This is a genomic window from Pseudomonas paraversuta (genome assembly GCF_904063065.1).
Classification (GTDB): Bacteria; Pseudomonadota; Gammaproteobacteria; order Pseudomonadales; family Pseudomonadaceae; genus Aquipseudomonas; species Aquipseudomonas paraversuta.
The window spans coordinates 107,779-133,738 of the sequence record NZ_CAJFCL010000009.1 but is presented as its reverse complement, the minus strand read 5'-3'; the positions used below and the strand labels follow the sequence as shown (position 1 = coordinate 133,738).

Below are 25,960 nucleotides of genomic sequence, written 5' to 3'. Positions count from 1 at the left end.
AAACATCGCTGGAACCCCGGTTTTGTGTAGGAGCGAGCTTGCTCGCGAGCCCTGTAACGCGATTAAAAAGCTCGCGAGCAAGCTCGCTCCTACAGAAACAGCAGGGTCCGGGCGGGTCCGGTTTTTTTAGCGGTGTCTTTATATCACTCGACCGTTGGTCGCTATCTAAGCGTTTGGTCGAGTGGTGCGTAGCCTCAAGTCTTTCTCTCGCGCTGCCTGGAGCATCCGTGCCATGAGTTCTGCTTCTCTTATAAAGACCCCACCGCAAAAGGTGACGGTCAACGGTTGGGTGTTTTACACCTCCACTGCCTTGATATTGTTGCTGACTGCCATTTTGATCATCGCCCCCGAAGAAGCAGGCCGCGTACTGGGTGTTGCCCAGGAATGGCTGTCGCGCAGCTTCGGCTGGTACTACATGGTGGTGATCGCCGCTTACCTGATTTTCGTCGTGGGGCTGGCGTTTTCGTCCTATGGCAAGCTGAAACTGGGGACCAAGCAAGACACCCCCGACTTCAGCTACGGCGCCTGGGCCGGGATGCTGTTCTCGTCCGGCATCGGTATTTCGCTGTTGTATTTCGGCGCTTCCGAGCCCCTGGATCACTACTTCAACCCGCCTGAAGGGGTATCGGGCAGCCACGAGGCCGCGCGCCAGGCGCTGCAACTGACTTTCCTGCACTGGGGTCTGCACGGCTGGGCGATTTACGCACTGGTCGGTCTGGCCGTGGCTTACTTCGCCTATCGTCACAACCAGCCGCTGGCCCTGCGCTCGGCGTTGTATCCGTTGATGGGTGAACGCTGGGTCAAAGGCGCTGCGGGCCACGCCGTAGACGGCTTCGGCATGTTCGTGACGTTGCTTGGCCTGGTGACCAACCTGGGCATTGGCTCGATGCAAGTGTCGTCGGGGCTTGAGAACCTGTTCGGCATGGAGCACAGCAACACCAACTTGCTGATCGTGATCATCGTGATGAGCACCGTGGCCACCATCGCGGCGGTCTCGGGCGTTGAGAACGGCATTCGCCGTCTGTCCAACCTGAACATCGTGCTGTTCAGTGGCTTGCTGATTTTCGTGCTGTTGTTCGGCCCGACCCTGCACCTGCTCAACGGCTTTGTGCAAAACACCGGCGACTACCTCAACGGTATCGTCATGAAAACCTTCGACCTGTATGTCTATGAAGGCGACACCAAGAAGACCGAAGGCTGGTTGGGTCTGTGGACCCTGTTCTACTGGGCCTGGTGGATTTCCTGGGCCCCGTTCGTCGGCATGTTCATTGCGCGTATTTCCCGCGGGCGGACCGTGCGTGAACTGGTAGCGGGCGTATTGCTGATTCCGTTGGGCTTCACCCTGGCCTGGCTGTCGATCTTCGGTAACTCGGCCCTGGACCTGGTGGTTAACCAGGGGGCGGTGGAGTTGGGTAAAACGGCGCTCGAACAGCCGTCGATGGCAATTTACCAACTGCTTGAGCACTACCCTGCCTCGAAAATCGTGATCGGTGTGTCGATCTTTGTCGGCTTTGTACTGTTCCTGACCCCGGCGGATTCCGGCGCGGTAATGATGGCCAACCTGTCCTGCAAAGGCGGCGATGTGGATGAAGACGCCCCGCACTGGTTGCGCATCTTCTGGTCGGTGGTGATTACCCTGGTGACCATCGGTCTGTTGTTTGCCGGTAACTTTGCCGCCATGCAAACCATGGTGGTGCTGGCCGGCCTGCCGTTTTCGGTGGTGCTGATCCTGTTCATGTTCGGCCTGCACAAAGCGATGCGCCAGGACACCCAGATGGAACAGGAACAGGCTGAACTGGCGGCCCGTGGTCGCAGCGGCTTTTTCAGCGAGCGTTTGACCGCCCAGGACCTGCAGCCGACCCAGGCAGTGGTGCAGCGCTTTATGGACAAGCACGTGACCCCGGCACTGGAAGAAGCCGCCACGCAACTGCGTGCCCAAGGCTTTGATGTACAGACCCTGCTGGGTAAAGCCAAGCGTTGCATGGGCGTGCGGGTCGAGATGGAAGAAGGCAACCCGTTTGTCTACGAAGTCAGCCTGGACGGCTACATGGCGGCACCGGGCGAGTCTGGTCAGGATGAAGTGCGCAACCGTTACTACCGGGCTGAAGTGTATTTGCATAACGGCAGCCAGGAATACGACCTGATGGGCTTCACCCCAGAGCAAATCAGCCGTGACGTGCTCGACCAGTTTGAAAGCCATCGCCAGCTCCTTGGGCGGGTTTACAGCTAAATTCACGTCCCTCCTGCAGGAGCGGGCCTGTTCGCAAGCCGGTTTGAACAGCTCGCGAGCAAGCTCGCTCCTACAAGGTCAGTTACGGGCACCTAGCCCAGGTTTTTGCCCAGCAGCGCGTGATACAGCTCGGTATCGCCGAGTATCCCCACCACTTTCTGATTGTCGTGCAGCACCAGCTTGTTGCCGGTCTGATAACGGATTTGCAGCGCGTCGCGCATGCCGATTCCCGAGTCCACCAGGGTCGGACCACGCCCCAGTCCTTCCACTGCCTGCCCATGGCTCCAGTGCTGCAAGTCCACGTTGCTGGCACCCTGGCGCACGCCCTTGATGGTGTTGCCTTCTGCCAGATCAATCCACGAGTCGTCCCCCGGATCTATGCACACCGAGCCGTTGATGCGTTTGCAGTTGTCCAGCGTGCGCATCAGGCTGCGCCCGCACAGTACGTTCAGGGGGTTGGTATGGGCGACGAAGGTGCGCACATAGTCGTCTGCCGGGTTGAGCACGATTTCTTCAGGCTTGCTGTACTGAATGATCTTGCCGTCTTTCATGATCGCGATGCGGCTCCCCAGTTTCAGGGCTTCGTCCAGATCGTGGCTGACAAACACAATGGTCTTGCTGAGCTTGCGCTGCAGCTCCAGCAATTCGTCCTGCAAGCCCTGGCGAATCAGCGGGTCCAGTGCCGAGAAGGGTTCATCCATCAGCAAAATATCGGCGTCCATGGCCAGTGCCCGGGCCAGGCCGACCCGCTGTTGCATGCCGCCGCTCAGTTCATCCGGTTTTTTGTTGCGCCACTGGGTCAGGCCCACCAGCTCCAGCTTTTCGTCCACCAGCGCACGGCGTTCCTTCTCGGGCCGGCCCTGCATCTCCAGACCAAAACTGATGTTCTCGCGTACGGTCAGCCATGGCATCAGGGCGAACTTTTGAAACACCATGGCGATGCGCTGGGTGCGCATCATTTTCAGTTCGGCCGGGGTGCAGGATGCGATATCGATCTGCTTGCCTTCATGCTCCACATACAACTGGCCACGGCTCACGGTGTTAAGCCCGTTGATACAGCGCAGCAAGCTGGATTTACCCGAGCCGGACAAACCCATCAGCACGCAGATTTCGCCTTTGTCGATGTCCAGGCTGGCGCTCTCGACGCCGACAATCTGCCCGGTCTTTTTCAGGATCTGATCCCGTGACAGCCCTTGGTCCAGCAGGCCCAGGGCCTCGCGCGGATCTTTGGCAAAGATAACGTCAACCTTGTCGAAGCGGATAATGCTCATGCGTCAGCTCCTTTCTTGGCTTCCGGCTGCTTGCAGATCCGGTCGAGCATGATCGCCAGCAATACAATTGCCAGCCCGGCCTCAAAGCCCAGGGCGATGTCTGCGGTGTTCAGTGCGTTGACCACCGGTTTGCCCAGGCCGTCGGCACCCACCAGGGCGGCAATCACCACCATCGACAGCGACAGCATGATGCATTGGGTAATCCCGGCCGCGATGCTGGGCATGGCATGGGGCAGTTCGATGCGTGTGAGCAGCTGGCGGCGCGAACAGCCAAAGGCCTTGCCGGCATCGAGCAGTTCATGGGGTACATCGCGAATCCCCAGGTAGGTCAGGCGAATCGGCGCGGCAATGGCAAAGACCACGGTAGAGATCAGCCCCGGCACCACACCCAGCCCGAACAGGGTCAGGGTCGGGATCAGGTAAACGAAGGTCGGCACGGTCTGCATCAAGTCCAGCACCGGGCGCATGAAGGTGTAGAACATGGGTTTGTGCGCCGCCAGAATGCCCAGCGGCACCCCGATGATCACGCAGACAAAGGTGGCGAACAGCACCTGCGCCAGGGTTTCCATGGTCTCTTGCCAGTACCCCAGATTTAGGATTAGCAGAAACGACAGTGCCACAAACACCGTCAGCCCCCACTTGCGTTGAATAAAGTGCGCGAGCAGTGCAATCAGTCCGATAAACACAAAGGGGTTGAACCAGGTCAGCGCGAACGTCACGCCATGGATCATGGTTTCCAGCGTCAGCGCAATGGCGTCGAAGGTGCTGGCGCCGTGTTTGGTCAGCCAGTCGACGAAGCTGGCGATGTACTCGCCCAGAGGGATCTTGTGATCAATCAGCATGGTAGTGAACGTCCGCATGCAGGGGAATTGAAACGGAGCCGGGCGAGCGTGCCCCCCGGCGCCCGAGCTTACTTCGCGAGACTGGCCTTGACGGCCTCAAGGCCCGGCTTGCCGTCGATAGTGGTCACGCCCGCCAGCCAGGTGTCGAGCACTTGCGGGTTCTGTTTAAGCCAGGCTCTGGCCGCCACGTCCGGTTTGGTCTTGTCATCGAGCACCTTGCCCATCAGGGTGCTTTCCATGTCCAGAGTGAACACCAGATTCTTCAGCAACTGGCCGACGTTCGGGCATTCCTGGGTGTAGCCCTTGCGGGTGTTGGTGTAGATGGTTGCCTGACCATAATTGGGGCCGAAGAACTCATCGCCACCGGTGAGGTATTTCATCTTGAAACGGGTGTTCATCGGGTGCGGTTCCCAGCCCAGAAACACCACCTCGGTGCCACGGCGCTGGGCGCGATCGACTTGTGACAGCATTCCGGCTTCGCTCGACTCCACCACCTTGAAGCCTGCGTCCTTAAGGCCGAAGGCGTTTTTGTCGATCATGGTCTGGATCATGCGATTGCCATCGTTGCCGGGTTCGATGCCGTAGATTTTGCCGTCCAGTTCCTTCTTGAATCTGGGCAGGTCGGAGAAGTCTTTCAAACCCTTGTCATACAGCGCTTCGGGCACGGCCAGGGTGTATTTGGCGTTCTCCAGATTGGCCCGTACGGTCTCCACCGTTCCGGCATCGCGGTAAGCCTTGATGTCGTTTTCCATGGTGGGCATCCAGTTGCCCAGAAACACGTCCATGTTCTTGCCATCGGCCAGTGACTTGTAGGTGACGGGTACTGAAATCATGGTGGTTTTGGTTTTGTAACCGAGGGCCTTGAGCACCTCGCTGGTGACGGCGGTGGTGACGGTGATGTCGGTCCAGCCGACATCCGAGAAGTTAACGGTGCTGCATTGCGCCGGCTCGGCAGCCTGGACGATCACGGGCAGACTCAACAGTGCAGCCAGCAACAGCGACGGGGAATGTTTCATGGAACGACTCCTGGGTGTCTGGGTGGCGGTTTCCGAATCGAAAAGCCGCACGTATCAGTTGCGGTTGGGCGATGCCCGGCAGGGGTTTGGCCGCGCATCTGGCAATCGAGTCGAGACTGATCATGTAACAGTGAAATTCAAACGCCTACAGGGTGCGTCGCATCCAGTACAGGGAGGGTCGTATCTGGTACTTGGGAGGTCGTATATGGAAAATTCCGCTGCTGAAACTGCCTTTTCCAGCTGTCTGCACCGTATAAAACGGCGAGGGCGCTGGCAGGCAAAGCCGGGTCGTAGCTGGACGTTTTAGCTGATTGAAAACCGCCCATAGTGCGGGCATTCACCCCCGAGGCTTTGTGCTCATGGCTATCAGCGTGTTTGACCTGTTCAAGATCGGCATCGGTCCCTCCAGCTCCCACACGGTCGGGCCTATGCGGGCGGCGGCGCTGTTTGTGCAGGGCTTGCGCGAACGCGGCCAGCTGCAACAGGTACGGCGTATCGAAGTGCAGCTTTATGGCTCGTTGTCTGCCACCGGGATCGGCCATGGCAGCGACAATGCAGTGATCATGGGCCTGATGGGCGAATGGCCGGACGTCATCGACCCGGCCTGCATTGGCCAACGCATCGAACAGTTGCGCGAGACCCGGACCCTGCTACTCGACGGTTATCTGCCAGTCCCGTTCGAGTGGGCGCAAGACATGCGCCTGATCGACGAAAACCTGCCGTTTCATCCCAATGCCATGACGCTGGTCGCCGCCAGTGAACAGGGCGAGCTGCATCGCGACAGCTATTACTCGGTGGGCGGCGGCTTTGTGGTGGACGCTGCGCAAGCGGCCAGCGGTGTGCTGGACATGGACCGGACCCTGTTGCCTTATGACTTCTCCAGCGCTGGCGAGCTGCTCGAACTGTGCGCCAGACATCACCTGAGCGTGGCGGCCCTGATGATGGCCAATGAACGCACATGGCGCAGTGAAGAGGAGATCCGCTGTGGCCTGATCAAGCTCTGGCGCGCCATGCAGGACTGCGTGGAGCAGGGGCTGAAGCATGAAGGCATCCTGCCCGGCGGTTTGCATGTGCGTCGCCGCGCGGCGCGCCTGCACCGCAGCTTGCAGGAATTGGGCAAACCCAATGTCATCGGCTCGACCCTCAGCGCCATGGAGTGGGTCAACCTGTTTGCACTGGCGGTCAACGAAGAAAACGCAGCGGGCGGGCGCATGGTCACGGCGCCCACCAACGGCGCGGCGGGCATCATCCCGGCGGTACTGCACTACTTCATGAAATTCAGCGACGAGGTCAGCGAAGCCCATGTGGTTGACTATTTATTAAGCGCGGCGGCGATCGGCATTCTGTGCAAAAAGAACGCCTCCATTTCCGGGGCCGAAGTGGGGTGCCAGGGCGAGGTCGGTTCAGCCTGCGCCATGGCCGCCGCCGGGCTGGCGCAAATCCTGGGTGCCACCCCCGAGCAACTGTGCAACGCGGCCGAAATCGGTCTGGAGCACAACCTGGGCCTGACCTGTGACCCGGTGGGCGGGCTGGTGCAAGTGCCCTGTATCGAGCGCAACGCCATCGCTGCGGTCAAAGCCATCAATGCGGCCCAAATGGCCTTGCGTGGCGATGGCCAGCACTTTATCTCGCTGGACCGGGTGATCCGCACCATGCGCGACACGGGTGCCGACATGCACGACAAATACAAAGAGACCTCACGGGGCGGGCTGGCCGTCAGCGCGGTGGAGTGCTGAGCACCGGATCACTGGGTCGCCCCCTCCTGTAGGAGCGAGCTTGCTCGCGAGCTTTCAAGATCAAAAGCTCGCTCCTACAGGTTTGTAGTCAGGTTTTCCGCGCGCTGTTTCAGCGCACACCGATCTCTTTTGGCGCATTCGTGCGCTTGGTGACATTCCGTCACGGCTCTGTTTCTGCCGCCTTCCCACAAGTGCTACCAATGTGCTCAAAAGCGCCGGGCTGTGCGTGTCGGGTCCTTTTAAACAATGCTTGTCAGCGGTTTGGTCAATACCCGCGCAGACACATTGCGACGTCGTTTTCAGGCTTAGTTGAATGGTCATTCAAGTTTAGGCATGGCATTTGCGTTGTGATTGCAAAGCCCCGTCAAACGAGGGCAATAACAAGAGCCTGTGCCTGGGGCCATCACCCGCATTGTGTGAGGAGATATCGCGATGACGTCGTTCAACTCCGGGGTTCAACCCCAGAACCGTACGCCTCAATCCATCGGCTTTCTGCTGCTGGACAATTTCACGCTCATTTCCCTGGCTTCCGCGATAGAACCCTTGCGCATGGCCAATCAGCTGTCCGGTCGCGAGTTGTATCGCTGGAGCACCCTCACCGCAGATGGCAGTCAGGTATGGGCCAGCGACGGCCTGCAAGTGACCCCCGATGCAAGCATGTACAAGGCCCCTGCACTGGACATGGTGATTGTTTGCGGCGGTATCGGTATTCAACGCACTGTTACCCGCGAGCACGTTTCATGGTTGCAAAGCCAGGCGCGCCAATCGCGCCGTCTGGGCGCCGTATGCACCGGCAGCTGGGCCCTGGCCTACGCCGGTCTGCTGGACGGCTTTGATTGCAGCGTGCACTGGGAATGTCTGGCCTCCATGCAGGAAGCCTTTCCGCGGGTCGCCATGAGTACCCGCCTGTTTACCCTCGACCGTAGCCGCTTTACCAGTTCGGGCGGTACCGCACCGCTGGACATGATGCTGCACCTGATCAGCCGCGATCATGGCCGTGAGCTGTCGGCGGCCATTTCGGAAATGTTTGTGTATGAACGCATTCGCAACGAACAGGACCATCAGCGGGTGCCGCTCAAGCACATGCTTGGCACCAACCAGCCCAAGCTGCAGGAAATCGTGGCATTGATGGAGGCCAATCTCGAAGAGCCCATCGACCTTGATGAGCTGGCGGTGTATGTCACCGTATCGCGACGTCAGCTGGAGCGCCTGTTTCAGAAGTATTTGCACTGCTCGCCATCGCGTTACTACCTCAAGCTGAGGCTGGTACGGGCGCGGCAGTTACTCAAGCAGACACCCATGTCGATCATTGAAGTGGCAGCGGTGTGCGGCTTTGTTTCTACCCCGCATTTCTCCAAGTGTTACCGCGAGTATTTCGGTATTCCGCCACGGGATGAGCGAGTGGGCTCCAACACCGCGCAACAGACAACCCTGATCCCGATTCCGCAGTCACTGCTGATGACGCCGCTGGCCGGCCCCATGTCTGCCTTGAATCAGGCGCGCAACGAATCGACCTTTGCCAGCGTACGACTGTAACGCCGCAAAGCCTTCTGCAGGCGCGAGCTTGCTCGCGAGCATTTCAGCGAAGAGCTCGCGAGGCAAGCTCGCTCCTGCAGAGGTGGGGGCAGGCAGAGGTGGGGTCAGGCCATTTTGCTTTGCTTGAATTGCGCCAGCCCCGGCAGCAGCTGTTGATCTATGGCCTGGCGCACCGCCGGCAAAATGGTCGCGCTGCCGGTGTAGAGTTTTTCTACCAGGCCCTTGAGTGCGCGAGCATTGGTTTCATTCAGTCCACAGACCACCGTCGTACAGGCTTGCTCGGCGCTGCCAGACACCTCAAACCCCAGTGAGCGCAGTTGGCCCAGCAGGTCTTGCTCATCAATCAAATCCGCGTGCATCATTTTTTTATCCTTCTACAGAGGCGCGATCGAACTCGATTCTGGTACGGCTTGGTCAAGGGGGCAAGGGGCGGTCTGACGATATGTCCGGGATGCCTAAGCGCAGGTCGTTTTCGGCTAAGTGCCGGTGCACTGGGCTGTGCACACTGACTTTCGCGGCATCGTCGATGGTTTGGTCACCCTCTCGGCATCACACAGAGTTAGCCCCGAACCTGTCACGGCAGGTCCGGGGCTTTTTTCATGCTCTGGCGGTGCCGGGCAAACCGATCACCCGGCCCACATAAGCCGGTTTGGGCAGGTCTCCCTGGCGGGTTTCAATTGCCTGCAACAACGCCAGTGAATGTTCGCTGAACGGTGCCGAGTGCGGGCCTGCAAGGTCGACATGCAGCAGCATTTGCTCATTGCCGGCCAGGGTTTGCTCTTCGCCGATCAGGTGCAGGCTGTGATAAAGATGCAGGCGCTTTTTATCATGGCCGATGATCTGGGTGCGCACTTCGACCCGGGCGCCGAGCTTCACTTCGTGCAGGTAGTTCATGTGCACTTCCAGGGTGAACAGCGAATGGCCGCTGGCTTCGCGATTCTGGCTGTCGAGTCCCAGGTGGTCCATCAGCCCATCGGTGGCATAGCTGAAAATCAGCAGGTAAAACGCGTCCCGCAAATGGCCGTTGTAATCGACCCAGTCTTCAAGAACGGGGGTGCTGTAGGTGGTGAGGATGGGCATGCAGAACCTCGCTCAATCGTTGATGGCAATGCCGTGTTTGAGTTTGGTCGCGTTCACCGCTTCCATCACCGCCAGCAGGCAATCGTCACGATAGCTCTCCAGCGCGGCAATGCTGTGGCTGCCCAGTTGTTCAGTTGTACCTTCAACCACGTCGTCGATCAGTTTTTCGCTGAGTTCCGGCGCCGGCAGGTAGGTCCACGGCAGTTTCAGGGCCGGCCCGAACTGGTTCATGAAGTGCCGCATGCCCGCATCGCCACCGGCCAGGGTGTAGGTGAGGAATGTGCCCATGAACGACCAGCGCAAACCGGCGCCAAAGCGTATGGCATCGTCGATCTCGCCAGTGGTTGCCACCCCGTCATTGACCAGGTGCAGCGCCTCGCGCCACAGGGCTTCGAGCAAGCGGTCAGCGATAAAACCCGGTACTTCCTTGCGCACATGCAAGGGGCGCATGCCCAGGGATTTATAGACCTCGATCGCAGCCGCAATGGCTTGCGGTGCAGTTTTTTGTCCGCCCACCACTTCCACCAGCGGCAGCAAGTACACCGGGTTGAAAGGGTGGCCGACGATGCAGCGCTCGGGATGGGTGGATGTCTCGTAGAACTCGCTGGGCAGCAGGCCCGAGGTGCTGGAGCCGATCAGTGCATCGGGTTTGGCGGCAGCGCTGATTTTGCTGTGCAGCTCGAGTTTGAGATCGAGTCGCTCGGGTGCGCTTTCCTGAATGAAATCGGCGTCGCGTACACATTCTTCAATGGTGCTGACAAAGCGCAGGCGGTCCTGGGACGCGCCTTTGCCGAGGCCGCTTTTTTCCAGCGCCGGCCAGGCCTTGGCCACGCGCTTGCGCAGGGCGGCTTCGGCGCCGGGGGCAGGGTCCCAGGCCACCACGTCGAGGCCGTGGGCCAGTGCGCGGGCGACCCAGCCGCTGCCAATGACACCGCTGCCAAGGGCGGCGAAGGTTTTGATGTTAGTGATAAAGGTCATGGGCGATTCCTGATCAAAATTCGGTCTTAAACCTGTAGGAGCGAGCTTTTCGCTGTTTCGCTGAAGAGCTCGCGAGGCAAGCTCGCTCCTACAGGTGGGCAGGTGGGCAGGGGGAGGCGGGGTTAGTGGCGCTGGCTCAAACCCATCTTTACCCGGCCTTCAGCCGGGGTCAGCACCCTGGCGCCAAGGCGGCTGAGGATTTCTGCGGCACGCTCCACCAGCTGTCCGTTGCTCGCCAGTACCCCGCGATCCAGCCACAGGTTGTCTTCCAGCCCGACCCGGACGTTGCCGCCGAGCAAGACCGCCTGGGCAGCCATGGGCATTTGCATGCGACCAATGCCGAACCCGGCCCACACCGCATTGGCGGGCAGATTGTCGACCATGGCTTTCATGCTGGTGGTGTCTGCCGGAGCACCCCAGGGGATGCCCAGGCACAGCTGGAACAGCGGGTCGTCGAGCAGGCCTTCCTTGATCATTTGCTTGGCGAACCACAGATGGCCGGTGTCGAAAATCTCCAGTTCGGCTTTGACTCCCAGCTCCTGAATGCGCTTGGCCCCCGCCCGCAGCTGCGCCGGGGTCGAAACGTAAATGGTGTCGCCGTCACCGAAGTTCAGGGTGCCGCAGTCCAGGGTGCAGATTTCCGGCAGCAAGGCTTCGACGTGTGCCAGACGGGTCAGCGGCCCGACCAGATCGGTATTGGGGCCAAATTCCATCGGGTTCTCGCCGGGGCCGATGTGCAAGTCACCGCCCATCCCGGCCGTGAGGTTGACGATGATGTCGATGTCGGCCTCGCGGATGCGCTCCATCAGTTCGCGGTACAGCGCCACATCACGGCTGAACTGACCGGTTTTCGGATCGCGCACATGGCAATGCACCACTGTGGCTCCGGCCTTGGCCGCTTCCACGGCGGCGTCGGCAATTTGCTTGGGCGTGATCGGTACCAGGTGGCTGCGGGCGCTGGTGTCGCCGGCACCGGTGAGTGCGCAAGTGATGATGACGTCGTGGTTCATGGGGCATTTCCTTTGGGCGTAGAGCGCCACGCCGCTGCCGTTGCAGGCGGCGGCCGAGGGGCTCGGTGTTGAATTATTTGGCGCTGAGTTTCAGGTTCCCTGCAGCGGGTTTGCCGTCCGCTGTGGTAACACCTTCGAGCCAGCGCTGCTGGTCTTGCGGGTGGTCCCTGAGCCACTGGCGGGCCGATGCCCGGGCGTCTTTGTGATCCAGCAACGGCTGCATCATGCGGCTCTCGTCATCGGCGCTGAAGGTCAGGTTGCTCAGCAAGCGGCTGACGTTCGGGCAGCGGCTGGCGTAGTCCGGCGTGGTCACTGTCCAAACCGTGGCCAGGCCTTCATTCGGGCCCAGTGCGTCTTCACTGCCGGTCAGGTAGGTCATTTTCTGGTTGATGTTCATCGGGTGCGGGGTCCAGCCAAAGAACACAATCGGTTCATTGCGGTTGACCGCGCGGGTCACGGCCGAAAGCATCCCTGCCTCGCTGGATTCCACCAGCTGGAACTTGCCCAGGCCAAAGCGGTTTTGCTCGATCATGGCCTTGATCTGGGTGTTGGCACCGGAGCCCGGTTCAATCCCGTAAATCTTGCCCCCCAGTTCTTTTTCGAATCGGGCAATGTCAGCAAAGCTTTTAAGCCCCTTGTCGCTCATATAGGTCGGCACGGCGAGCATGGCCTTGGCATCTTTAAGGCTGGGCTCGGCCAGCACCGTCACCTGTCTGGCATCGACAAAGGGGGTGATGCTCTGGTTCATGATCGGGTTCCAGTAGCCCAGAAACATGTCCAGCCGGTTGTCACGTATCCCGGCGAAGATGATTTGCTGGGAGGCGCTGGTCTGTTTGGTTTTGTAGCCGAGACCGTCGAGCAGGGTTTGCGCCATGGCGCTGGTGGCGATCACATCGGTCCAGTTGACCACGCCCATGCGTACGTTCTTGCACGATGGATCTTCACTAGCCAGCACATAGGGGCTGAGTACCAACAAGCAACAGCTGATCAGTCGTTTCATGGAGCGGGCCTCGGCAGGTTGTTATTAGGTAGCCGGTGTCTTTGTGCACCGTGACGCCAAGTTACCGAGGTCGGGTATTGCTTAACCGCACTGGAGCGACGGGCTTTTGCACTGTAGCGACCTGAGTGTGTTTCAATCCTGCGAACTGACTGCACGAGCGCCTCCATGCCCAAGGACTTTTATTTCCTGCTGCTGCCCGGCTTTTCCTCGTTGGGTTTTATTTCTGCGATTGAGCCGCTGCGGGTGGCCAACCGCTTTCGCGGCGAGCTGTACCGCTGGCACGTGCTGAGCAGCGACGGTGGCGCGGTACCGGCGAGTAACGGCATGTCGGTCAATGCCGAGGCAGGGCTGGAGGCGCTCACTGCAGGGGCGACGTTACTGGTGGTGGCCGGTTTCGAGCCACTGGCCCATGTCACGCCGGCACTGATTCACTGGCTGCGGCGTCTGGACGGCGAAGGGGTAAGCCTGGGCGGGATCGATACCGGCAGTTTTGTGCTGGCCGAGGCGGGCCTGCTCGACGGCTATCGTCTGACCCTGCACTGGGAAGCGCTGGAGGCGTTCAAGGAATCATGGCCGCGGTTACAGGTCACGCAAGAGCTGTTTGAAATCGACCGCCGACGGATTACCTGCGCGGGCGGTACGGCCTCTATCGACATGATGCTCGATCTGATTGCCCAGGCGCACGGCCCGGAACTGGCTATCGAGGTATCAGAGCAGTTCGTGCTCGGGCGTATCCGCCCGCGCAAGGATCACCAGCGCATGCAAGTTGCCACGCGTTACGGCATCCGTAACAAGAAGCTGGTGCAGGTGATTGGCGAGATGGAGCAGCACACCGAGCCGCCCCTGAGCATTTCGCAACTGGCACTGAGCATCAACGTCACCCAGCGCCAGCTGGAGCGCCTGTTCCGCCTGCACCTGAACGATACTCCGCGCAACTTCTACCTTGGCCTGCGCCTGCACAAAGCCCGGCAACTGCTGCGCCAGACCGACATGAGCGTGCTGGATATCAGCCTGGCCTGCGGTTTTGAATCACCGTCGTACTTCACCCGCAGCTATCGCGCGCGATTTGCCTGTGCACCGCGACAGGACCGGGTCGGTTAACCCTTGAGCAGCGCCGCACACGCAGCCTTGTACGCATCATGCTGATATTTGTTCAGCGAGGCGGGCAGCTCGAATGCGTGCTTTTTGAATTGCGCGTTGAGGGTTTGCGGTGACAGCAATTGCACCTCGCAAGCGTCCAGCAACTGGATGATGCCTTCGATTTTGAAGGTGGTCGGCCCGCCGGCGAACTCGCCTTTTTTGCTGCGCTTTTTAATCGCGATGCGGGTGATGGCGTTGGTCTTTACAAAGGCTGTGACCTGCGCGGCGAAGGCTTTGACGTTGAGGGCATCGTCATCATCGTCGAGGGCGATTTTCTTGGTCGCAATGGCTAGATGTTGAAGACCGTCGGGCCCCTGGGTGGCGACGGCGAAGATCGCTTCGCTGCCTTTGATATCGATACCGCAAATAGTCATAAAAACCCTGGATTCAAATAAGGCATCTGATCTGTGGGAGCAGGGTGGTTATTCCTGCCCGATCGATTCCAGAAACTCCGAACGATCATCGCTCATGCGGGCCATGCAGTCGTTCTGGGCAATGTTGAAGGTCTCGGTGCCGGATGTGGCAGGAAACACCACAATCGCGCAGTCGGCGTCACGCTGGTGCAACCACAGCGCCTGAGCGGTCTTGATCTTGCTGATGATGTTATTGAGCTGAGTTGCGTTTGAGCCGTACATCGAGTTCATTCGCGTCTGCAGGGCTTCGTAATTTTCGGTCAGCAACAGCTCGGCCGCATTCTTGCTGTACGCCGAACACGCCAGGGTTTGCTGGTCGTTTTCCACCGCATCGCACGGGTTGTAGTCGGCATCATCGGCTGCGTACGCACCGCTTGTGATCAACGCCAAGGCCAGGAGAATCGATTTCATTGCGGCTTCCTAATCCATAGATGGGACGGATTCTGGCTTATGCGTGGGCCAAAGAACAGCCACGCAGCATAGGTCATTACTTTGGCGCCGAGGGCTTTGTCGCGGATTGACGCTTTCGGCAATTGCGCTGTCGCTTTTGCACCCGGCTGTTTTTAACCCCGAGCCTATGCTGGCCCCAAAGCGCCGGCAGACGATTCGGCGCCCATAAGGGGACGCCTGATGAGCCCAGCCGAGTTGCACGCAGACAGCATCGTTATCGACGGGCTGATCATTGCCAAATGGAGCCGAGAACTGTTCGAAGACATGCGTAAAGGCGGCCTCACAGCAGCCAACTGCACGGTGTCGGTGTGGGAGGGTTTTCAAGCCACGATCAATAATATCGTGGCCAGCCAGACCCTTATTCGCGAAAACAGCGACCTGGTGATCCCGGTAAAAACCACTGCGGATATTCGTCGGGCCAAGGAACAGGGCAAGACCGGTATCATTTTTGGCTTCCAGAACGCCCACGCCTTTGAAGACCAGCTGGGCTATATCGAGATCTTCAAGCAGCTCGGAGTCGGCGTGGTGCAGATGTGCTACAACACGCAAAACCTGGTGGGCACCGGCTGCTACGAACGTGATGGCGGGCTCTCGGGCTTTGGCCGCGAAGTGGTGGCCGAAATGAATCGCGTCGGGATCATGTGCGACCTGTCCCATGTGGGTTCAAAAACCTCGGAAGAGGTGATCCTCGAATCGAAGAAACCGGTCTGCTACTCGCACTGTCTGCCGTCCGGCCTCAAAGAGCACCCGCGCAACAAATCCGACGCCGAACTTAAATTCATCGCCGACCACGGCGGTTTTGTCGGGGTGACCATGTTCGCGCCATTTCTGGCCAAGGGCATCGACTCCACCATTGACGACTATGCCCAGGCCATCGAGTACACGATGAATATCGTCGGCGAAGATGCGATCGGTATCGGCACCGACTTCACCCAGGGTCACGGTCAGGACTTCTTCGAAATGCTGACCCACGACAAGGGCTATGCCCGGCGTCTGACCAGCTTCGGCAAGATCATCAACCCGCTGGGCATCCGCACTGTGGGTGAGTTCCCCAACCTCACTGAAACCCTGCTCAAGCGCGGTCACCCCGAGCGCGTGGTGCGCAAAATCATGGGCGAAAACTGGGTCAACGTGCTCAAGGACGTCTGGGGCGAATAGCCGAACAGCTCCTCGTAGTCGCTGCCGAAGGCTGCGATGAGGACTTCTTGAAAAACGGGCTGCTTCGCAACCCTTCGCAGCCTGCGGCAGCGACTACATAGATTTGTTGAATTTCTGGAGTTTTGTTCCATGGCTAAAATCGCCCCGCAATTGCCTATCGAAGTCGACAGTGAAACCGGTGTCTGGACCTCTGACGCCCTGCCCATGCTCTATGTGCCACGGCATTTTTTCGTCAACAACCATATGGGCATCGAGGAGGTGCTGGGCGCTGACGCCTACGCCGAAATCCTCTACAAGGCCGGCTACAAATCCGCCTGGCACTGGTGCGAAAAAGAAGCCGAGTGCCACGGCCTGGAAGGGGTCGCGGTGTTCGAGCACTACATGAAGCGTCTGTCCCAGCGTGGCTGGGGCCTGTTCGAAATCCAGGACATCGACCTCGATAAAGGCACTGCCACCATCAAGCTCGAGCACTCCTGTTTCGTCTACGTGTACGGCAAGGTCGGGCGCAAGGTCGATTACATGTTCACCGGCTGGTTTGCCGGCGCCATGGATCAGATTCTGCAGGCCCGTGGCAGCCACATTCGCACCCGCGCCGAGCAGATTTATAGCGGATCGGAAGAGGGCCACGACCACGGCCTGTTTATCGTCAAGCCGTTGTAAGTCGAGGATCGGGATATGGCGTTCGAAGCAATGTTTGAGCCGATTCAAATCGGCAAACTGACCATCCGCAACCGCGTGCTCAGCACTGCCCACGCCGAGGTGTATGCCACCGATGGCGGCATGACCACTGAGCGCTACGTGCAGTACTACGAAGAAAAAGCCAAGGGCGGTATCGGCCTGGCGATTTGCGGGGGGTCATCGGTGGTGGCCATCGACAGCCCCCAGGAGTGGTGGAGTTCGGTCAACCTGAGCACCGACCGCATCATCCCGCACTTCCAGAACCTGGCCGATGCCATGCACAAGCACGGCGCCAAGATCATGATCCAGATAACCCACATGGGCCGCCGCTCACGCTGGGACGGCTTCAACTGGCCGACCCTGATGTCGCCGTCCGGGGTGCGCGAACCGGTGCACCGTGCCACCTGCAAAACCATCGAGCCGGAAGAAATCTGGCGCGTGATCGGCAACTACGCCAGTGCGGCAGGGCGCGCCAAGAAAGGCGGGCTGGACGGGGTCGAACTGTCGGCGGTGCACCAGCACATGATTGACCAGTTCTGGAGCCCGCGGGTCAACAAACGCACTGATGAATGGGGCGGCAGTTTTGAAAACCGCATGCGCTTCGGCCTCGAAGTACTCAAGGCCGTGCGTGCCGAAGTCGGTCCGGATTTCTGCGTCGGCATTCGCCTGTGCGGTGACGAATTTCACCCCGATGGCTTGAGCCACGAGGATATGAAACAAATCGCCAAGTACTACGACGACACCGGCATGCTCGACTTTATCGGCGTGGTCGGCTCGGGCTGTGATACCCACAACACCCTGGCCAACGTGATCCCCAACATGAGTTTTCCACCGGAGCCGTTTCTGCACCTGGCCGCCGGGATCAAGGAAGTGGTCAAGGCCCCGGTGCTGCACGCGCAAAACATCAAGGACCCGAATCAGGCTACGCGGATTCTGGAAGGCGGTTACGTGGACATGGTGGGCATGACCCGTGCCCACATCGCCGACCCGCACCTGATCGCCAAAATCAAAATGGGCCAGATCGACCAGATCAAGCAATGCGTGGGCGCCAACTACTGCATCGACCGTCAGTACCAGGGCCTGGACGTGCTCTGTATCCAGAACGCCGCCACCTCCCGGGAATACATGGGCGTGCCGCATATCATCCAGAAAAGTACCGGGGCCAAACGCAAGGTGGTGATAGTCGGCGCCGGGCCTGCCGGCATGGAGGCGGCGCGGGTAGCCGCGGAACGGGGTCACGACGTGACCCTGTTCGAGAAAAAGGATGTCATCGGCGGGCAAATCACCACCGCCTCCAAAGCCCCGCAACGGGACCAGATGGCCGGCATTACCCGCTGGTTCCAGCTGGAACTGGCGCGCCTGAACGTTGATCTGCGTCTGGGCACCGCGGCAGACCCGGCGACCATTCTCGATCTGCGTCCCGACATCGTGGTGCTGGCTGTGGGCGGGCATCCGTTTGTGGAACAGAACGAACACTGGGGCGCTGCCGAAGGGCTGGTGGTCAGCAGCTGGGACGTGCTCGACGGCAAGGTCGAGCCGGGCAAGAACGTGCTGGTGTACGACACCATCTGCGAGTTTACCGGCATGTCCGTCGCCGACTTCATGGCTGACAAAGGTGCCCAGGTCGAGATCGTGACCGACGACACCAAGCCCGGGGTGGCTATTGGCGGCACCTCATTCCCCACCTACTACCGCAGCCTGTACCCCAAGGAAGTGATCATGACCGGGGACATGATGCTGGAGAAGGTCTACCGCGAAGGCGACAAGCTGATTGCCGTTCTGGAGAACGAATACACCGGCGCCAGGGAAGAGCGGGTGGTGGACCAGGTGGTGATCGAGAATGGCGTGCGTCCGGATGAAGAGTTGTATTACGGGCTTAAACCGGACTCGCGCAACAAGGGCCAGATCGACGTCGAAGCGCTGTTTGCGATCAAGCCGCAACCGTGCCTGAGCGAGCCGGGGGACGGTTACCTGCTGTTCCGCATCGGTGACTGCGTGGCCCAGCGCAACGTACATGCCGCGATCTATGACGCACTCAGGTTGTGCAAGGATTTCTAAGCACGTGTGAATAACTCCGGGAGCTGGCTTGCCGGCGATGAGGCATAGGCAATTGCCAGCAACATCGCCGGCAAGCCGGCTCCCACAGGATTTGCGCAACCCCTGAGGTCTTCGGGAGCTTCACCATGCTCAATATTATTCTCCCTGTTCTGTTATTCGCGGCCCTCGGTCTGGCCGTCATCGGCGCCGTGCGGCGGATGCATATGTGGCGTCGTGGCCGCCCGGCCAGGGTCGATCTGCTCGCTGGCCTGCTGGCCATGCCCCGGCGTTATATGGTTGATCTGCACCACGTGGTCGCCCGTGACAAGTACATGGCCAATACCCACGTTGCCACTGCCGGGGGCTTTGTACTGGCGGCGTTGCTGGCGATTCTGGTGCATGGTCTGGGGCTGCATAACCGTATCCTCGGCTACGCCCTGCTGGTGGCCACGGCGCTGATGTTTGTCGGCGCGCTCTTTGTGTTCAAACGTCGCCTCAATCCACCGGCCCGCCTGTCCAAAGGCCCGTGGATGCGGCTGCCAAAAAGCCTGCTGGCATTTTCGCTGAGCTTTTTTATCCTCACCTTGCCGGTCGCCGGTTTGCTGCCCCAGGACTTTGGCGGCTGGTTGCTGGCAACCCTGCTGGGGGTGGGAGTGCTGTGGGGCGTGGCGGAGCTGTTCTTCGGCATGACCTGGGGCGGGCCGATGAAGCACGCCTTCGCCGGGGCTTTGCACCTGGCCTGGCATCGGCGCGCCGAGCGCTTTGGCGGTGGCCGTTCTACCGGCTTGATGCCTTTGGACCTGGATGATCGCAGCGCGCCCCTGGGGGTGGAAAAACCCAAGGACTTCACCTGGAACCAGCTGCTGGGTTTTGACGCCTGCGTGCAATGCGGCAAGTGCGAAGCGGCGTGCCCGGCCTACGCTGCGGGCCAGCCGTTGAACCCGAAGAAACTGATTCAGGACATGGTGGTGGGGCTTGCGGGCGGTACCGATGCGCACTTTGCCGGCAGCCCGTACCCGGGCAAACCCGTTGGTGAACATGGCGGCAACCCGCATCAACCCATAGTTGACGGCCTGGTGGATGCGGACACCCTGTGGTCCTGCACCACCTGCCGTGCCTGTGTTGAGGAGTGCCCGATGATGATCGAGCACGTGGATGCCATCGTCGACATGCGCCGCTTCCTGACCCTGGAAAAAGGTGCAACCCCGAACAACGGCGCCCAGGTGCTGGACAACCTGATCGCCACCGACAACCCCGGCGGTTTTGCACCGGGCGGGCGGATGAACTGGGCTGCAGACCTGAATCTTGATCTGATGCGCGATAAACCCTCGGCGGACGTGCTGTTCTGGGTCGGTGATGGCGCCTTCGACATGCGTAACCAACGCACCCTGCGGGCATTCGTCAAGGTACTTAAAGCCGCCGGGGTCGATTTTGCGGTACTGGGGCTCGAAGAGCGCGACAGCGGTGACGTGGCCCGGCGTCTGGGCGACGAAGCGACCTTTCAGGCGCTGGCCCGACGCAATATCCGGACCCTGGGGCAATACCGTTTCAAACGCATCGTGACCTGCGATCCCCACAGTTTCCACGTACTGAAAAATGAATATGGCGCCTTTGGCGGTGAGTACATGGTGCAACATCACAGCACTTACATGGCCGAACTGATCGACCAGGGCGCTCTTGCCCTGAACGCAGATACGGGCGGCAGCGTGACCTATCACGACCCCTGTTATCTGGGGCGTTACAACGGCGAATACGAGGCTCCCCGCGCGGTATTGCGCGCGCTGGGCATTGAAGTCAAAGAGATGCAGCGCTCGGGCTTTCGCTCACGCTGCTGTGGCGGCGGCGGTGGTGCCCCCATTACTGACATCCCCGGCAAGCAACGGATTCCCGACATGCGCATGGACGACATCCGCGAGACCGGCGCCGAGCGTGTGGCGGTGGGATGCCCGCAATGCACGGCCATGCTCGAAGGCGTGGTCGAGCCACGGCCGCTGATCAAGGACATTGCCGAACTGGTGGCTGAAGCTCTGATTGAACCGATCGTGCCCGCCAAAGCGCCCAGCCGCGCAGCCCCGGAGGTGATGGTATGAGTGACATTATCCGCCGCGACCCGCGGGCCGAGTGGATCGCCCGCAACCGCCTGCACCCGCTGCATGCCGCCATGCAGCCGGCATCCGCCAGCTGGATGGGGCCCAACGGGGTGCTGCGCAAAAATGTACATGGGCTGGGGTTTATCGGCCCCAACGGCATCAAGCGGATTGATCGCAGTGGCGCGCAACAGGGCGGCACGGTCAAACGCGCGGCCAGTGAACAAGTGCAATTGCCGCTGCATCAGGTGCCGGCGCCGGCGTTTTATATCTGCGTGGTACCGGATATGGCCGGTGGCCGCCTCGCCAGTCACGACCGCGATGTGCTTGGCCTGGCCCGGCAACTGGCGGGCAGCGACGGCGCGGTGCTGGCAGTGGTGTTTGGCGAGTGCAAAGAAACGGCCTTTGCCAGGGCCGGGGTAGACCGATTGTTGTTACTGGACAGCGAAGGTTATGCACCGGAGCAACGGGTTCACGATTTACGGGCTGTGGATAACCAGTTCGCGCCCAGGCACTGGTTGCTGCCCGACAGCCGCAATGGCGGTGCAGAACTGGGCCGTCGTCTGGCTGCGAGCCTGGGCCAGCGCCCGGCCACCCGGGTGTGGCAAATCAAGGACGGAACCTGTCTGGGACGAGCCGGGGCCGGCTTGCAGGATCTGGCGCAGCCGTTGCCACGGTTGATCCTGGCCGCTGCCGAGTGCGCCGAGCCGGTCAGCGAAACCCTGCATGAAGCATTGCCTGTGCAGTTACCCACAGATGCGCCGCGTTGCCTGCCCCGGATTGAAGACCTGGGTGCGGTTGCGGTGGATCCTGCGGCGACGCCCATGGCAGAGGCCGAGTTTATCCTCAGCGGCGGTAACGGGATCAAGGACTGGGGACTTTTCCACAGGGCTGCAGCAGCGCTGGGGGCCACCGAAGGCGCGTCACGGGTGGCGGTGGATGACGGCTTTATGGGGCGTGAGCGTCAGGTCGGGGCCAGCGGTACCTGGGTTACCGCCCGGGTCTATGTTGCGGTCGGCATCAGCGGCGCGATCCAGCATCTGCAAGGGATTGGCGGGTGCGACAAGGTGGTGGCGATCAACCTTGATCCGGGTTGCGACATGATCAAGCGCGCTGATCTTTCGGTGATTGGTGACGGTGCGGCAATTCTGCAGGCGTTGATTGCGGCTGTGGATAACTGGCGCAAGAGCGCCAGGCGCGATGCCGCCTGATTGTCCTGAACCTCTGTAGGAGCGAGCTTGTCTCGCGAGCTTGTCTCGCGAGCTTTTAAACAGATCGCGAGGCGAGCTCGCTCCTACAGTCTGTTTACAGTTTTGGAGATTCGCTTATGACCATTGCCACCGTTGCACTGGTTTCAATCGGCGCCCACCCGGCTTCCGGCCGGGCCCGCCGCGCTGAACAGGATGCCCGGGCTGTCGAGCTCGGTCTGCAACTGGCTGGGGATAACCTGCATGTACTGCATGCGGGCAACCCCCATGAGCCGGCGCTACGCGCGTATCTGGGCATGGGCCTGGAAGAGCTTCACGTACTTGAGCAGGCGCACGGGGCCGATGCGCTGCCGGTATTGCGCGACTACATCCGCGAAGCCGGGGTGCAGGTGGTACTCGCGGGCAGCCAGGCGGAAACCGGCGAAGGCTCGGGCATGTTGCCGTATCTGCTGGCCGAGCAACTGGGCTGGCCGCTGGTGGTGGGGGTGGCTCAGGTTGAATCTATCCACAACGGTGTCGCGCTGGTGTTGCAGGGATTGCCCCGTGGTCAGCGGCGCCGGCTCAAGGTGCGCCTGCCGTTCATGGCCACTGTGGATAACGCCGCCCCCAAGGCCCGCCAAAGTGCCTATGGCCCGGCTACCCGTGGGGTGGTCGATGCCGAAGTGGTTGAGGTGATTGTTGATGAGTTATCCACAGTGGGTGTTTTCCAGCCCGCCAGACCCCGGCCAAAGCGTCTCAAAGTGATCAGGGCCAAAAGTGCCGCCGACCGTATGAAAGCAGCCACAGCCAAGGCCACTGGTGGTAGCGGTCAAATACTCAAAGGCTTGAGCAGCGAAGAGGGCGCACAGGCGATTTTGAAGTTATTGATCGAAGAAGGCGTGGTGCGCTGAGTTGCCCACAAAGTCTGTTAGCGCTTATGTGGATAAGTTGTTTGCTGTCGGCTAAGCGCTATACGGATCAAGGCTTACAGGCTTCTGATCAAAAAACACTCAATTGCCCCGGTTATCCACTGCTCAACACTCAAACCCTTTAAAAATCGGGACTTTAAAGGGTTTTCCACAGTAATGGGGGGCGGTGCATAAGTTGCGCACAATCTCTGTTGGCGGATATGTGGATAAGGTGTTTGCGGTTGCTTGCAGGCCATGTATCCCGTGGCTTGTAAGGTTTTGTACAAAAAATAGCCAATCACTGTTTTCGGGATAACTTACCCACTTCCCCACAATTGCTGTGGGTGTGACTGTGGATAAGATGTTGGTGAAGGGCTGCGGGCCTTTGATTGTATGGGGTGTAGCCAGCTGGTCAAAAAATAGCCAGTAGGAGCGAGCTTGCCTCGCGAGATTTCAACAGCTCGCGAGGCAAGCTCGCTCCTACAGGTTTGGTCGGACGGTTACTGGGCGAGCACACCTTTGAGGTATGGCGCCGGCTCCGCGCCCAGATTGCTCAACAGGCGCTCGCTGTACCAGTCGACGAAGTTGACCACGCCGAACTCATAGGTTTGTGAGTACGGCCCCGGCTGATAGGCCACGGAGTTGATGCCGCGCTGGTTCTCTTCAGCCAGGCGCCGGTCCTGGTTGTTGGTGGCGTCCCACACGTTGCGCATGCGCTCCACGTCGTAGTCCACGCCTTCTACTGCATCCTTGTGCACCAGCCACTTGGTGGTGACCATGGTTTCCTGGGCGCTGATCGGCCACACGGTAAAGACGATGATGTGGTCGCCCATGCAGTGGTTCCACGAGTGCGGCAGGTGCAGGATGCGCATCGAGCCCAGGTCCGGGTTTTTAATCCGCCCCATGAGTTTTGCGCAGCCCTGTTTGCCATCCAGGGTCATCGATACCGTGCCCTTGAGCAGCGGCATGCGCACGATGCGGTTGCGCAGGCCGAAGCTGGCGTGGGCGTAGGGGATTTTTTCCGCATCCCAGGCCGCTGCCGAAGCCGCCACATGGTCCTTGAAGGCCTGATCGGCCCGGGGATCGGTGACGTCGTCCCATTCCAGCAGGGTTTTCAGCAGCTCCGGGTGCGACGCGTTGCAGTGATAACACTCGCGGTTGTTTTCTAGCACCAGCTTCCAGTTGGCCTTTTCCACCAGGGTGGTATGAATCGCCACCTTGGTGTTTTCCATGTCGTAGGGTTCCATGTAGTGGTTCAGGGTGGCCAGGAACTCGTCGATTGCGGGCGGGTTTTCGGCCAGGCTGATAAAGATGTAGCCACCTGCGGTTTTCACATTCACCGGCTTGAGGCCGTATTGCTTCATGTCAAAGTCGGCGCCCATCTCGGTGCCGGCAAACAGCAGGCGGCCATCGAGCTCATAGGTCCACTGGTGGTAATGGCACACCAGCTTGGCAACCTTGCCCTTCTCGGAAGTGCATAGCCGCGAGCCGCGATGCCGGCATACGTTATGGAATGCATGGACCTGACCCTCGGCACCGCGAATCACGATGATCGGGTTGTTGCCCACTTGCAGCGTCAGATAATTGCCCTTGGTCGGGATCTCGCAGGTCATGCCTGCAATCAGCCACTCCTTCTGAAAGATCTCCTGCATGTCGATTTCGAACAGGCGCTCGTCGTTATAAAACGGCTGCGGCAGCGAAAAAGTACGCTCACGGCTCTGCAACATCTCGGCGGTGGCCTTGCGTGCGGGTTCCAGTGGATCGCCCAGGCTCAGGGTTGCGGTGATGTCCATCGTTGTAATCCTCATGGCCATTCTATGTGGCCGAAAGTAGCTGCTCAGGGGTGCGACGCAAGGCAAAGCAATTAACGCTATCAGTGGCGCTGAGTGTGCGTTCCGGCCGGGCCGATGCCATATCTGCGGGCGACATGGCCCAATCTGTTCCCGACGCGCCAGCCCCTGTTTCAAGGGGCTGGTCGCGATAAGTATGTGAATGTCGCGAATAGGTAAATGGCCGCCCCGGGGCATGCGCAGAATCGCCAGCAAGAGGCCGGTTGTCGGCCGTGGAGAAGCCCATGTCCAACAGCTTTCTGAATCCGGTAACCACCCAGACCTGGGCCAACGGCCGACACATCGTGCGCTGCGTCAAAGTGATTCAGGAAACCTGGGATGTGCGCACCTTCTGCTTTATGGCTGACCAGCCGATTCTGTTCTTTTTCAAGCCGGGGCAGTTCGTGACCCTGGAGCTGGAAATCGACGGCGATCCGGTGATGCGCTCGTACACCATTTCCAGTTCGCCTTCGGTGCCGTACAGCTTTTCGGTGACCATCAAGCGCGTGCCGGGCGGGCGCGTCTCCAACTGGCTGCACGACACCTTGAGTGAGGGCCAGGAGCTGGCGGTACACGGCCCGGTCGGGCTGTTCAACGCCATCGACGCACCGAGCCCCAAGGTGCTGTATCTGAGCGGCGGGGTCGGCATTACCCCGGTGATGTCCATGGCGCGCTGGTTTTACGACACCAACGCCAATGTCGACATGGTGTTTATCCACAGCGCCCGTTCACCGAAAGACATCATTTATCACCGCGAGCTGGAGCACATGGCTTCGCGCATCGACAACTTCAGCCTGCACCTGATCTGCGAGAAGCACGGCCTGGGCGAGCCCTGGGCCGGCTACCGCGGCTATTTGAATCACAAGATGCTGGAGCTGATGGCGCCCGACTTCATGGAGCGCGAGGTGTTCTGTTGCGGCCCCACGCCTTACATGAGCGCGGTCAAGCGGCTGCTGGAAGCCAACGGTTTTGACATGAGCCGGTACCACGAAGAGTCTTTTGGTGCGACCCCGCCCGAGGCCCGGGCCGATGCGGTGGAGCAGGCCGAACAGGCGGCAGATGCGCCGGAGCTGGATCTGGCGGACCTCAACCAGGTGGAGTTCACCGCGTCGGGCAAAAGTATCCGCGTGGGCCCGGCCGAAACCGTACACGCTGCGGCAGCCAAGCTGGGGCTGTTGATTCCCAAAGCCTGCGGCATGGGCATTTGTGGCACGTGCAAGGTGTTGAAGCTGGGCGGCGAAGTCGAGATGGAGCACAACGGCGGCATCACTGACGAAGACGTGGCAGAAGGCTACATCTTGTCTTGCTGCAGCGTACCCAAGGGCGATGTGCGGATTGAATTCTGATACCTGTAGGAGCGAGCTTTTTAAAACC

22 protein-coding genes are annotated in these 25,960 nt (G+C 60.1%); 11 read left to right on the top strand and 11 right to left on the bottom strand.

Translation table 11 applies throughout. The features are described from left to right. The first annotated feature begins 289 nt into the window (after positions 1-289). Positions 290-2,230: a BCCT family transporter gene (locus tag JQ845_RS18740; protein WP_232286863.1), complete on the top strand. Its 1,941-nt coding sequence runs from the start codon at positions 290-292 to the stop codon at positions 2,228-2,230. A gap of 92 nt (positions 2,231-2,322) precedes the next feature. On the opposite strand, the gene choV is transcribed toward JQ845_RS18740, so the two are convergent. From choV to JQ845_RS18725, 3 genes are all read right to left on the bottom strand, one after another. Next, positions 2,323-3,501, bottom strand: coding sequence for a choline ABC transporter ATP-binding protein (gene choV / locus JQ845_RS18735; RefSeq protein WP_004419578.1), 1,179 nt, complete (start codon positions 3,499-3,501; stop codon positions 2,323-2,325). Next, positions 3,498-4,343, bottom strand: a complete 846-nt coding sequence (gene choW / locus JQ845_RS18730; RefSeq protein WP_004419575.1) for a choline ABC transporter permease subunit — start codon at positions 4,341-4,343, stop codon at positions 3,498-3,500. The genes choV and choW overlap by 4 nt, the downstream gene beginning before the upstream one ends. 68 nt (positions 4,344-4,411) lie before the next feature. Further along, complete coding sequence (locus JQ845_RS18725) at positions 4,412-5,359, bottom strand: choline ABC transporter substrate-binding protein (protein WP_004419573.1); 948 nt, start codon at positions 5,357-5,359, stop codon at positions 4,412-4,414. Between the two features lie 359 nt (positions 5,360-5,718). Between JQ845_RS18725 and JQ845_RS18720 the strand changes: the two genes are divergently transcribed. Together JQ845_RS18720 and gbdR are read left to right on the top strand one after the other, a co-directional pair. Further along, positions 5,719-7,095: an L-serine ammonia-lyase gene (locus JQ845_RS18720; RefSeq protein WP_161720273.1), complete on the top strand. Its 1,377-nt coding sequence runs from the start codon at positions 5,719-5,721 to the stop codon at positions 7,093-7,095. A 432-nt stretch (positions 7,096-7,527) separates the two neighbouring features. Then, on the top strand, positions 7,528-8,631 hold the full coding sequence (gene gbdR, locus JQ845_RS18715; RefSeq protein WP_004419569.1) for a choline metabolism transcriptional regulator GbdR: 1,104 nt from the start codon (positions 7,528-7,530) through the stop codon (positions 8,629-8,631). Positions 8,632-8,735: 104 nt separating this feature from the next. Here gbdR and JQ845_RS18710 read toward each other — a convergent pair whose 3' ends face one another. The 5 genes from JQ845_RS18710 to choX all read right to left on the bottom strand — a co-directional run bounded on the left by JQ845_RS18710 (position 8,736) and on the right by choX (position 12,699). After that, positions 8,736-8,993 carry a hypothetical protein gene (locus JQ845_RS18710; RefSeq protein WP_004419567.1) on the bottom strand — a complete coding sequence of 86 codons (258 nt, stop codon included), beginning with the start codon at positions 8,991-8,993 and terminating at the stop codon, positions 8,736-8,738. 235 nt (positions 8,994-9,228) lie between these two features. Next, positions 9,229-9,711 (bottom strand): thioesterase family protein, encoded by a 483-nt coding sequence (locus JQ845_RS18705; protein ID WP_202210216.1) that lies wholly within the window; start codon positions 9,709-9,711, stop codon positions 9,229-9,231. Positions 9,712-9,723: 12 nt separating this feature from the next. Continuing rightward, a complete protein-coding gene (locus JQ845_RS18700) occupies positions 9,724-10,689 on the bottom strand; it encodes an L-carnitine dehydrogenase (protein WP_004419563.1) in 966 nt (321 codons plus the stop codon). A 122-nt stretch (positions 10,690-10,811) separates the two neighbouring features. Continuing rightward, complete coding sequence (locus tag JQ845_RS18695) at positions 10,812-11,699, bottom strand: beta-keto acid cleavage family enzyme (protein WP_004419561.1); 888 nt, start codon at positions 11,697-11,699, stop codon at positions 10,812-10,814. A gap of 73 nt (positions 11,700-11,772) precedes the next feature. After that, complete coding sequence (gene choX / locus JQ845_RS18690) at positions 11,773-12,699, bottom strand: choline ABC transporter substrate-binding protein (RefSeq protein WP_161719922.1); 927 nt, start codon at positions 12,697-12,699, stop codon at positions 11,773-11,775. A gap of 165 nt (positions 12,700-12,864) precedes the next feature. Here choX and JQ845_RS18685 point away from each other — a divergent pair, with 165 nt between their 5' ends. Further along, positions 12,865-13,800, top strand: coding sequence for a GlxA family transcriptional regulator (locus JQ845_RS18685; RefSeq protein WP_127196517.1), 936 nt, complete (start codon positions 12,865-12,867; stop codon positions 13,798-13,800). Here JQ845_RS18685 and JQ845_RS18680 read toward each other — a convergent pair. Then, complete coding sequence (locus tag JQ845_RS18680; protein ID WP_004419555.1) at positions 13,797-14,213, bottom strand: DUF3010 family protein; 417 nt, start codon at positions 14,211-14,213, stop codon at positions 13,797-13,799. The two genes, JQ845_RS18685 and JQ845_RS18680, sit on opposite strands and share 4 nt — an antisense overlap. Before the next feature lie 48 nt (positions 14,214-14,261). Next, the gene (locus JQ845_RS18675) at positions 14,262-14,663 is read right to left on the bottom strand and encodes a lysozyme inhibitor LprI family protein (RefSeq protein WP_004419553.1); all 402 of its coding nucleotides are present in this window, start codon (positions 14,661-14,663) and stop codon (positions 14,262-14,264) included. 219 nt (positions 14,664-14,882) lie between these two features. On the opposite strand from JQ845_RS18675, the gene JQ845_RS18670 reads away from it, so the two are divergent. From JQ845_RS18670 to etfB, 6 genes are all read left to right on the top strand, one after another. Continuing rightward, positions 14,883-15,860, top strand: a complete 978-nt coding sequence (locus JQ845_RS18670) for a dipeptidase (protein ID WP_004419552.1) — start codon at positions 14,883-14,885, stop codon at positions 15,858-15,860. A gap of 129 nt (positions 15,861-15,989) precedes the next feature. Further along, positions 15,990-16,520, top strand: a complete 531-nt coding sequence (locus tag JQ845_RS18665; protein WP_004419551.1) for a 4-vinyl reductase — start codon at positions 15,990-15,992, stop codon at positions 16,518-16,520. Between the two features lie 15 nt (positions 16,521-16,535). Beyond that, positions 16,536-18,596, top strand: a complete 2,061-nt coding sequence (gene dgcA, locus JQ845_RS18660) for a dimethylglycine demethylation protein DgcA (protein ID WP_004419549.1) — start codon at positions 16,536-16,538, stop codon at positions 18,594-18,596. 125 nt (positions 18,597-18,721) lie between these two features. Beyond that, the gene (gene dgcB, locus JQ845_RS18655; RefSeq protein ID WP_203009345.1) at positions 18,722-20,665 is read left to right on the top strand and encodes a (Fe-S)-binding protein; all 1,944 of its coding nucleotides are present in this window, start codon (positions 18,722-18,724) and stop codon (positions 20,663-20,665) included. After that, positions 20,662-21,873 carry an electron transfer flavoprotein subunit alpha gene (gene etfA, locus JQ845_RS18650; RefSeq protein WP_203009344.1) on the top strand — a complete coding sequence of 404 codons (1,212 nt, stop codon included), beginning with the start codon at positions 20,662-20,664 and terminating at the stop codon, positions 21,871-21,873. The genes dgcB and etfA overlap by 4 nt, the downstream gene beginning before the upstream one ends. Before the next feature lie 116 nt (positions 21,874-21,989). Then, a complete protein-coding gene (etfB, locus tag JQ845_RS18645) occupies positions 21,990-22,760 on the top strand; it encodes an electron transfer flavoprotein subunit beta (RefSeq protein ID WP_010656685.1) in 771 nt (256 codons plus the stop codon). A gap of 497 nt (positions 22,761-23,257) precedes the next feature. Here etfB and gbcA read toward each other — a convergent pair whose 3' ends face one another. Further along, positions 23,258-24,550: a glycine-betaine demethylase subunit GbcA gene (gene gbcA / locus JQ845_RS18640; RefSeq protein WP_004419538.1), complete on the bottom strand. Its 1,293-nt coding sequence runs from the start codon at positions 24,548-24,550 to the stop codon at positions 23,258-23,260. A gap of 281 nt (positions 24,551-24,831) precedes the next feature. Between gbcA and gbcB the strand changes: the two genes are divergently transcribed. Continuing rightward, the gene (gene gbcB / locus JQ845_RS18635; protein ID WP_004419536.1) at positions 24,832-25,932 is read left to right on the top strand and encodes a glycine-betaine demethylase subunit GbcB; all 1,101 of its coding nucleotides are present in this window, start codon (positions 24,832-24,834) and stop codon (positions 25,930-25,932) included. Positions 25,933-25,960 lie beyond the last annotated feature (28 nt).

What these genes read in the sequence shown, in the direction of transcription:
- JQ845_RS18675 (WP_004419553.1), bottom strand. Translation starts at nt 14,663, where the DNA reads ATGAAATCGATTCTCCTGGCCTTGGCGTTGATCACAAGCGGTGCGTAC.
- JQ845_RS18700 (WP_004419563.1), bottom strand. Translation starts at nt 10,689, where the DNA reads ATGACCTTTATCACTAACATCAAAACCTTCGCCGCCCTTGGCAGCGGT.
- JQ845_RS18695 (WP_004419561.1), bottom strand. Translation starts at nt 11,699, where the DNA reads ATGAACCACGACGTCATCATCACTTGCGCACTCACCGGTGCCGGCGAC.
- choW (WP_004419575.1), bottom strand. Translation starts at nt 4,343, where the DNA reads ATGCTGATTGATCACAAGATCCCTCTGGGCGAGTACATCGCCAGCTTC.
- JQ845_RS18680 (WP_004419555.1), bottom strand. Translation starts at nt 14,213, where the DNA reads ATGACTATTTGCGGTATCGATATCAAAGGCAGCGAAGCGATCTTCGCC.
- JQ845_RS18670 (WP_004419552.1), top strand. Translation starts at nt 14,883, where the DNA reads ATGAGCCCAGCCGAGTTGCACGCAGACAGCATCGTTATCGACGGGCTG.
- dgcB (WP_203009345.1), top strand. Translation starts at nt 18,722, where the DNA reads ATGCTCAATATTATTCTCCCTGTTCTGTTATTCGCGGCCCTCGGTCTG.
- dgcA (WP_004419549.1), top strand. Translation starts at nt 16,536, where the DNA reads ATGGCGTTCGAAGCAATGTTTGAGCCGATTCAAATCGGCAAACTGACC.
- choV (WP_004419578.1), bottom strand. Translation starts at nt 3,501, where the DNA reads ATGAGCATTATCCGCTTCGACAAGGTTGACGTTATCTTTGCCAAAGAT.
- choX (WP_161719922.1), bottom strand. Translation starts at nt 12,699, where the DNA reads ATGAAACGACTGATCAGCTGTTGCTTGTTGGTACTCAGCCCCTATGTG.
- gbdR (WP_004419569.1), top strand. Translation starts at nt 7,528, where the DNA reads ATGACGTCGTTCAACTCCGGGGTTCAACCCCAGAACCGTACGCCTCAA.
- JQ845_RS18705 (WP_202210216.1), bottom strand. Translation starts at nt 9,711, where the DNA reads ATGCCCATCCTCACCACCTACAGCACCCCCGTTCTTGAAGACTGGGTC.
- JQ845_RS18720 (WP_161720273.1), top strand. Translation starts at nt 5,719, where the DNA reads ATGGCTATCAGCGTGTTTGACCTGTTCAAGATCGGCATCGGTCCCTCC.
- JQ845_RS18685 (WP_127196517.1), top strand. Translation starts at nt 12,865, where the DNA reads ATGCCCAAGGACTTTTATTTCCTGCTGCTGCCCGGCTTTTCCTCGTTG.
- etfA (WP_203009344.1), top strand. Translation starts at nt 20,662, where the DNA reads ATGAGTGACATTATCCGCCGCGACCCGCGGGCCGAGTGGATCGCCCGC.
- JQ845_RS18725 (WP_004419573.1), bottom strand. Translation starts at nt 5,359, where the DNA reads ATGAAACATTCCCCGTCGCTGTTGCTGGCTGCACTGTTGAGTCTGCCC.
- gbcB (WP_004419536.1), top strand. Translation starts at nt 24,832, where the DNA reads ATGTCCAACAGCTTTCTGAATCCGGTAACCACCCAGACCTGGGCCAAC.
- JQ845_RS18665 (WP_004419551.1), top strand. Translation starts at nt 15,990, where the DNA reads ATGGCTAAAATCGCCCCGCAATTGCCTATCGAAGTCGACAGTGAAACC.
- gbcA (WP_004419538.1), bottom strand. Translation starts at nt 24,550, where the DNA reads ATGGACATCACCGCAACCCTGAGCCTGGGCGATCCACTGGAACCCGCA.
- JQ845_RS18710 (WP_004419567.1), bottom strand. Translation starts at nt 8,993, where the DNA reads ATGATGCACGCGGATTTGATTGATGAGCAAGACCTGCTGGGCCAACTG.
- etfB (WP_010656685.1), top strand. Translation starts at nt 21,990, where the DNA reads ATGACCATTGCCACCGTTGCACTGGTTTCAATCGGCGCCCACCCGGCT.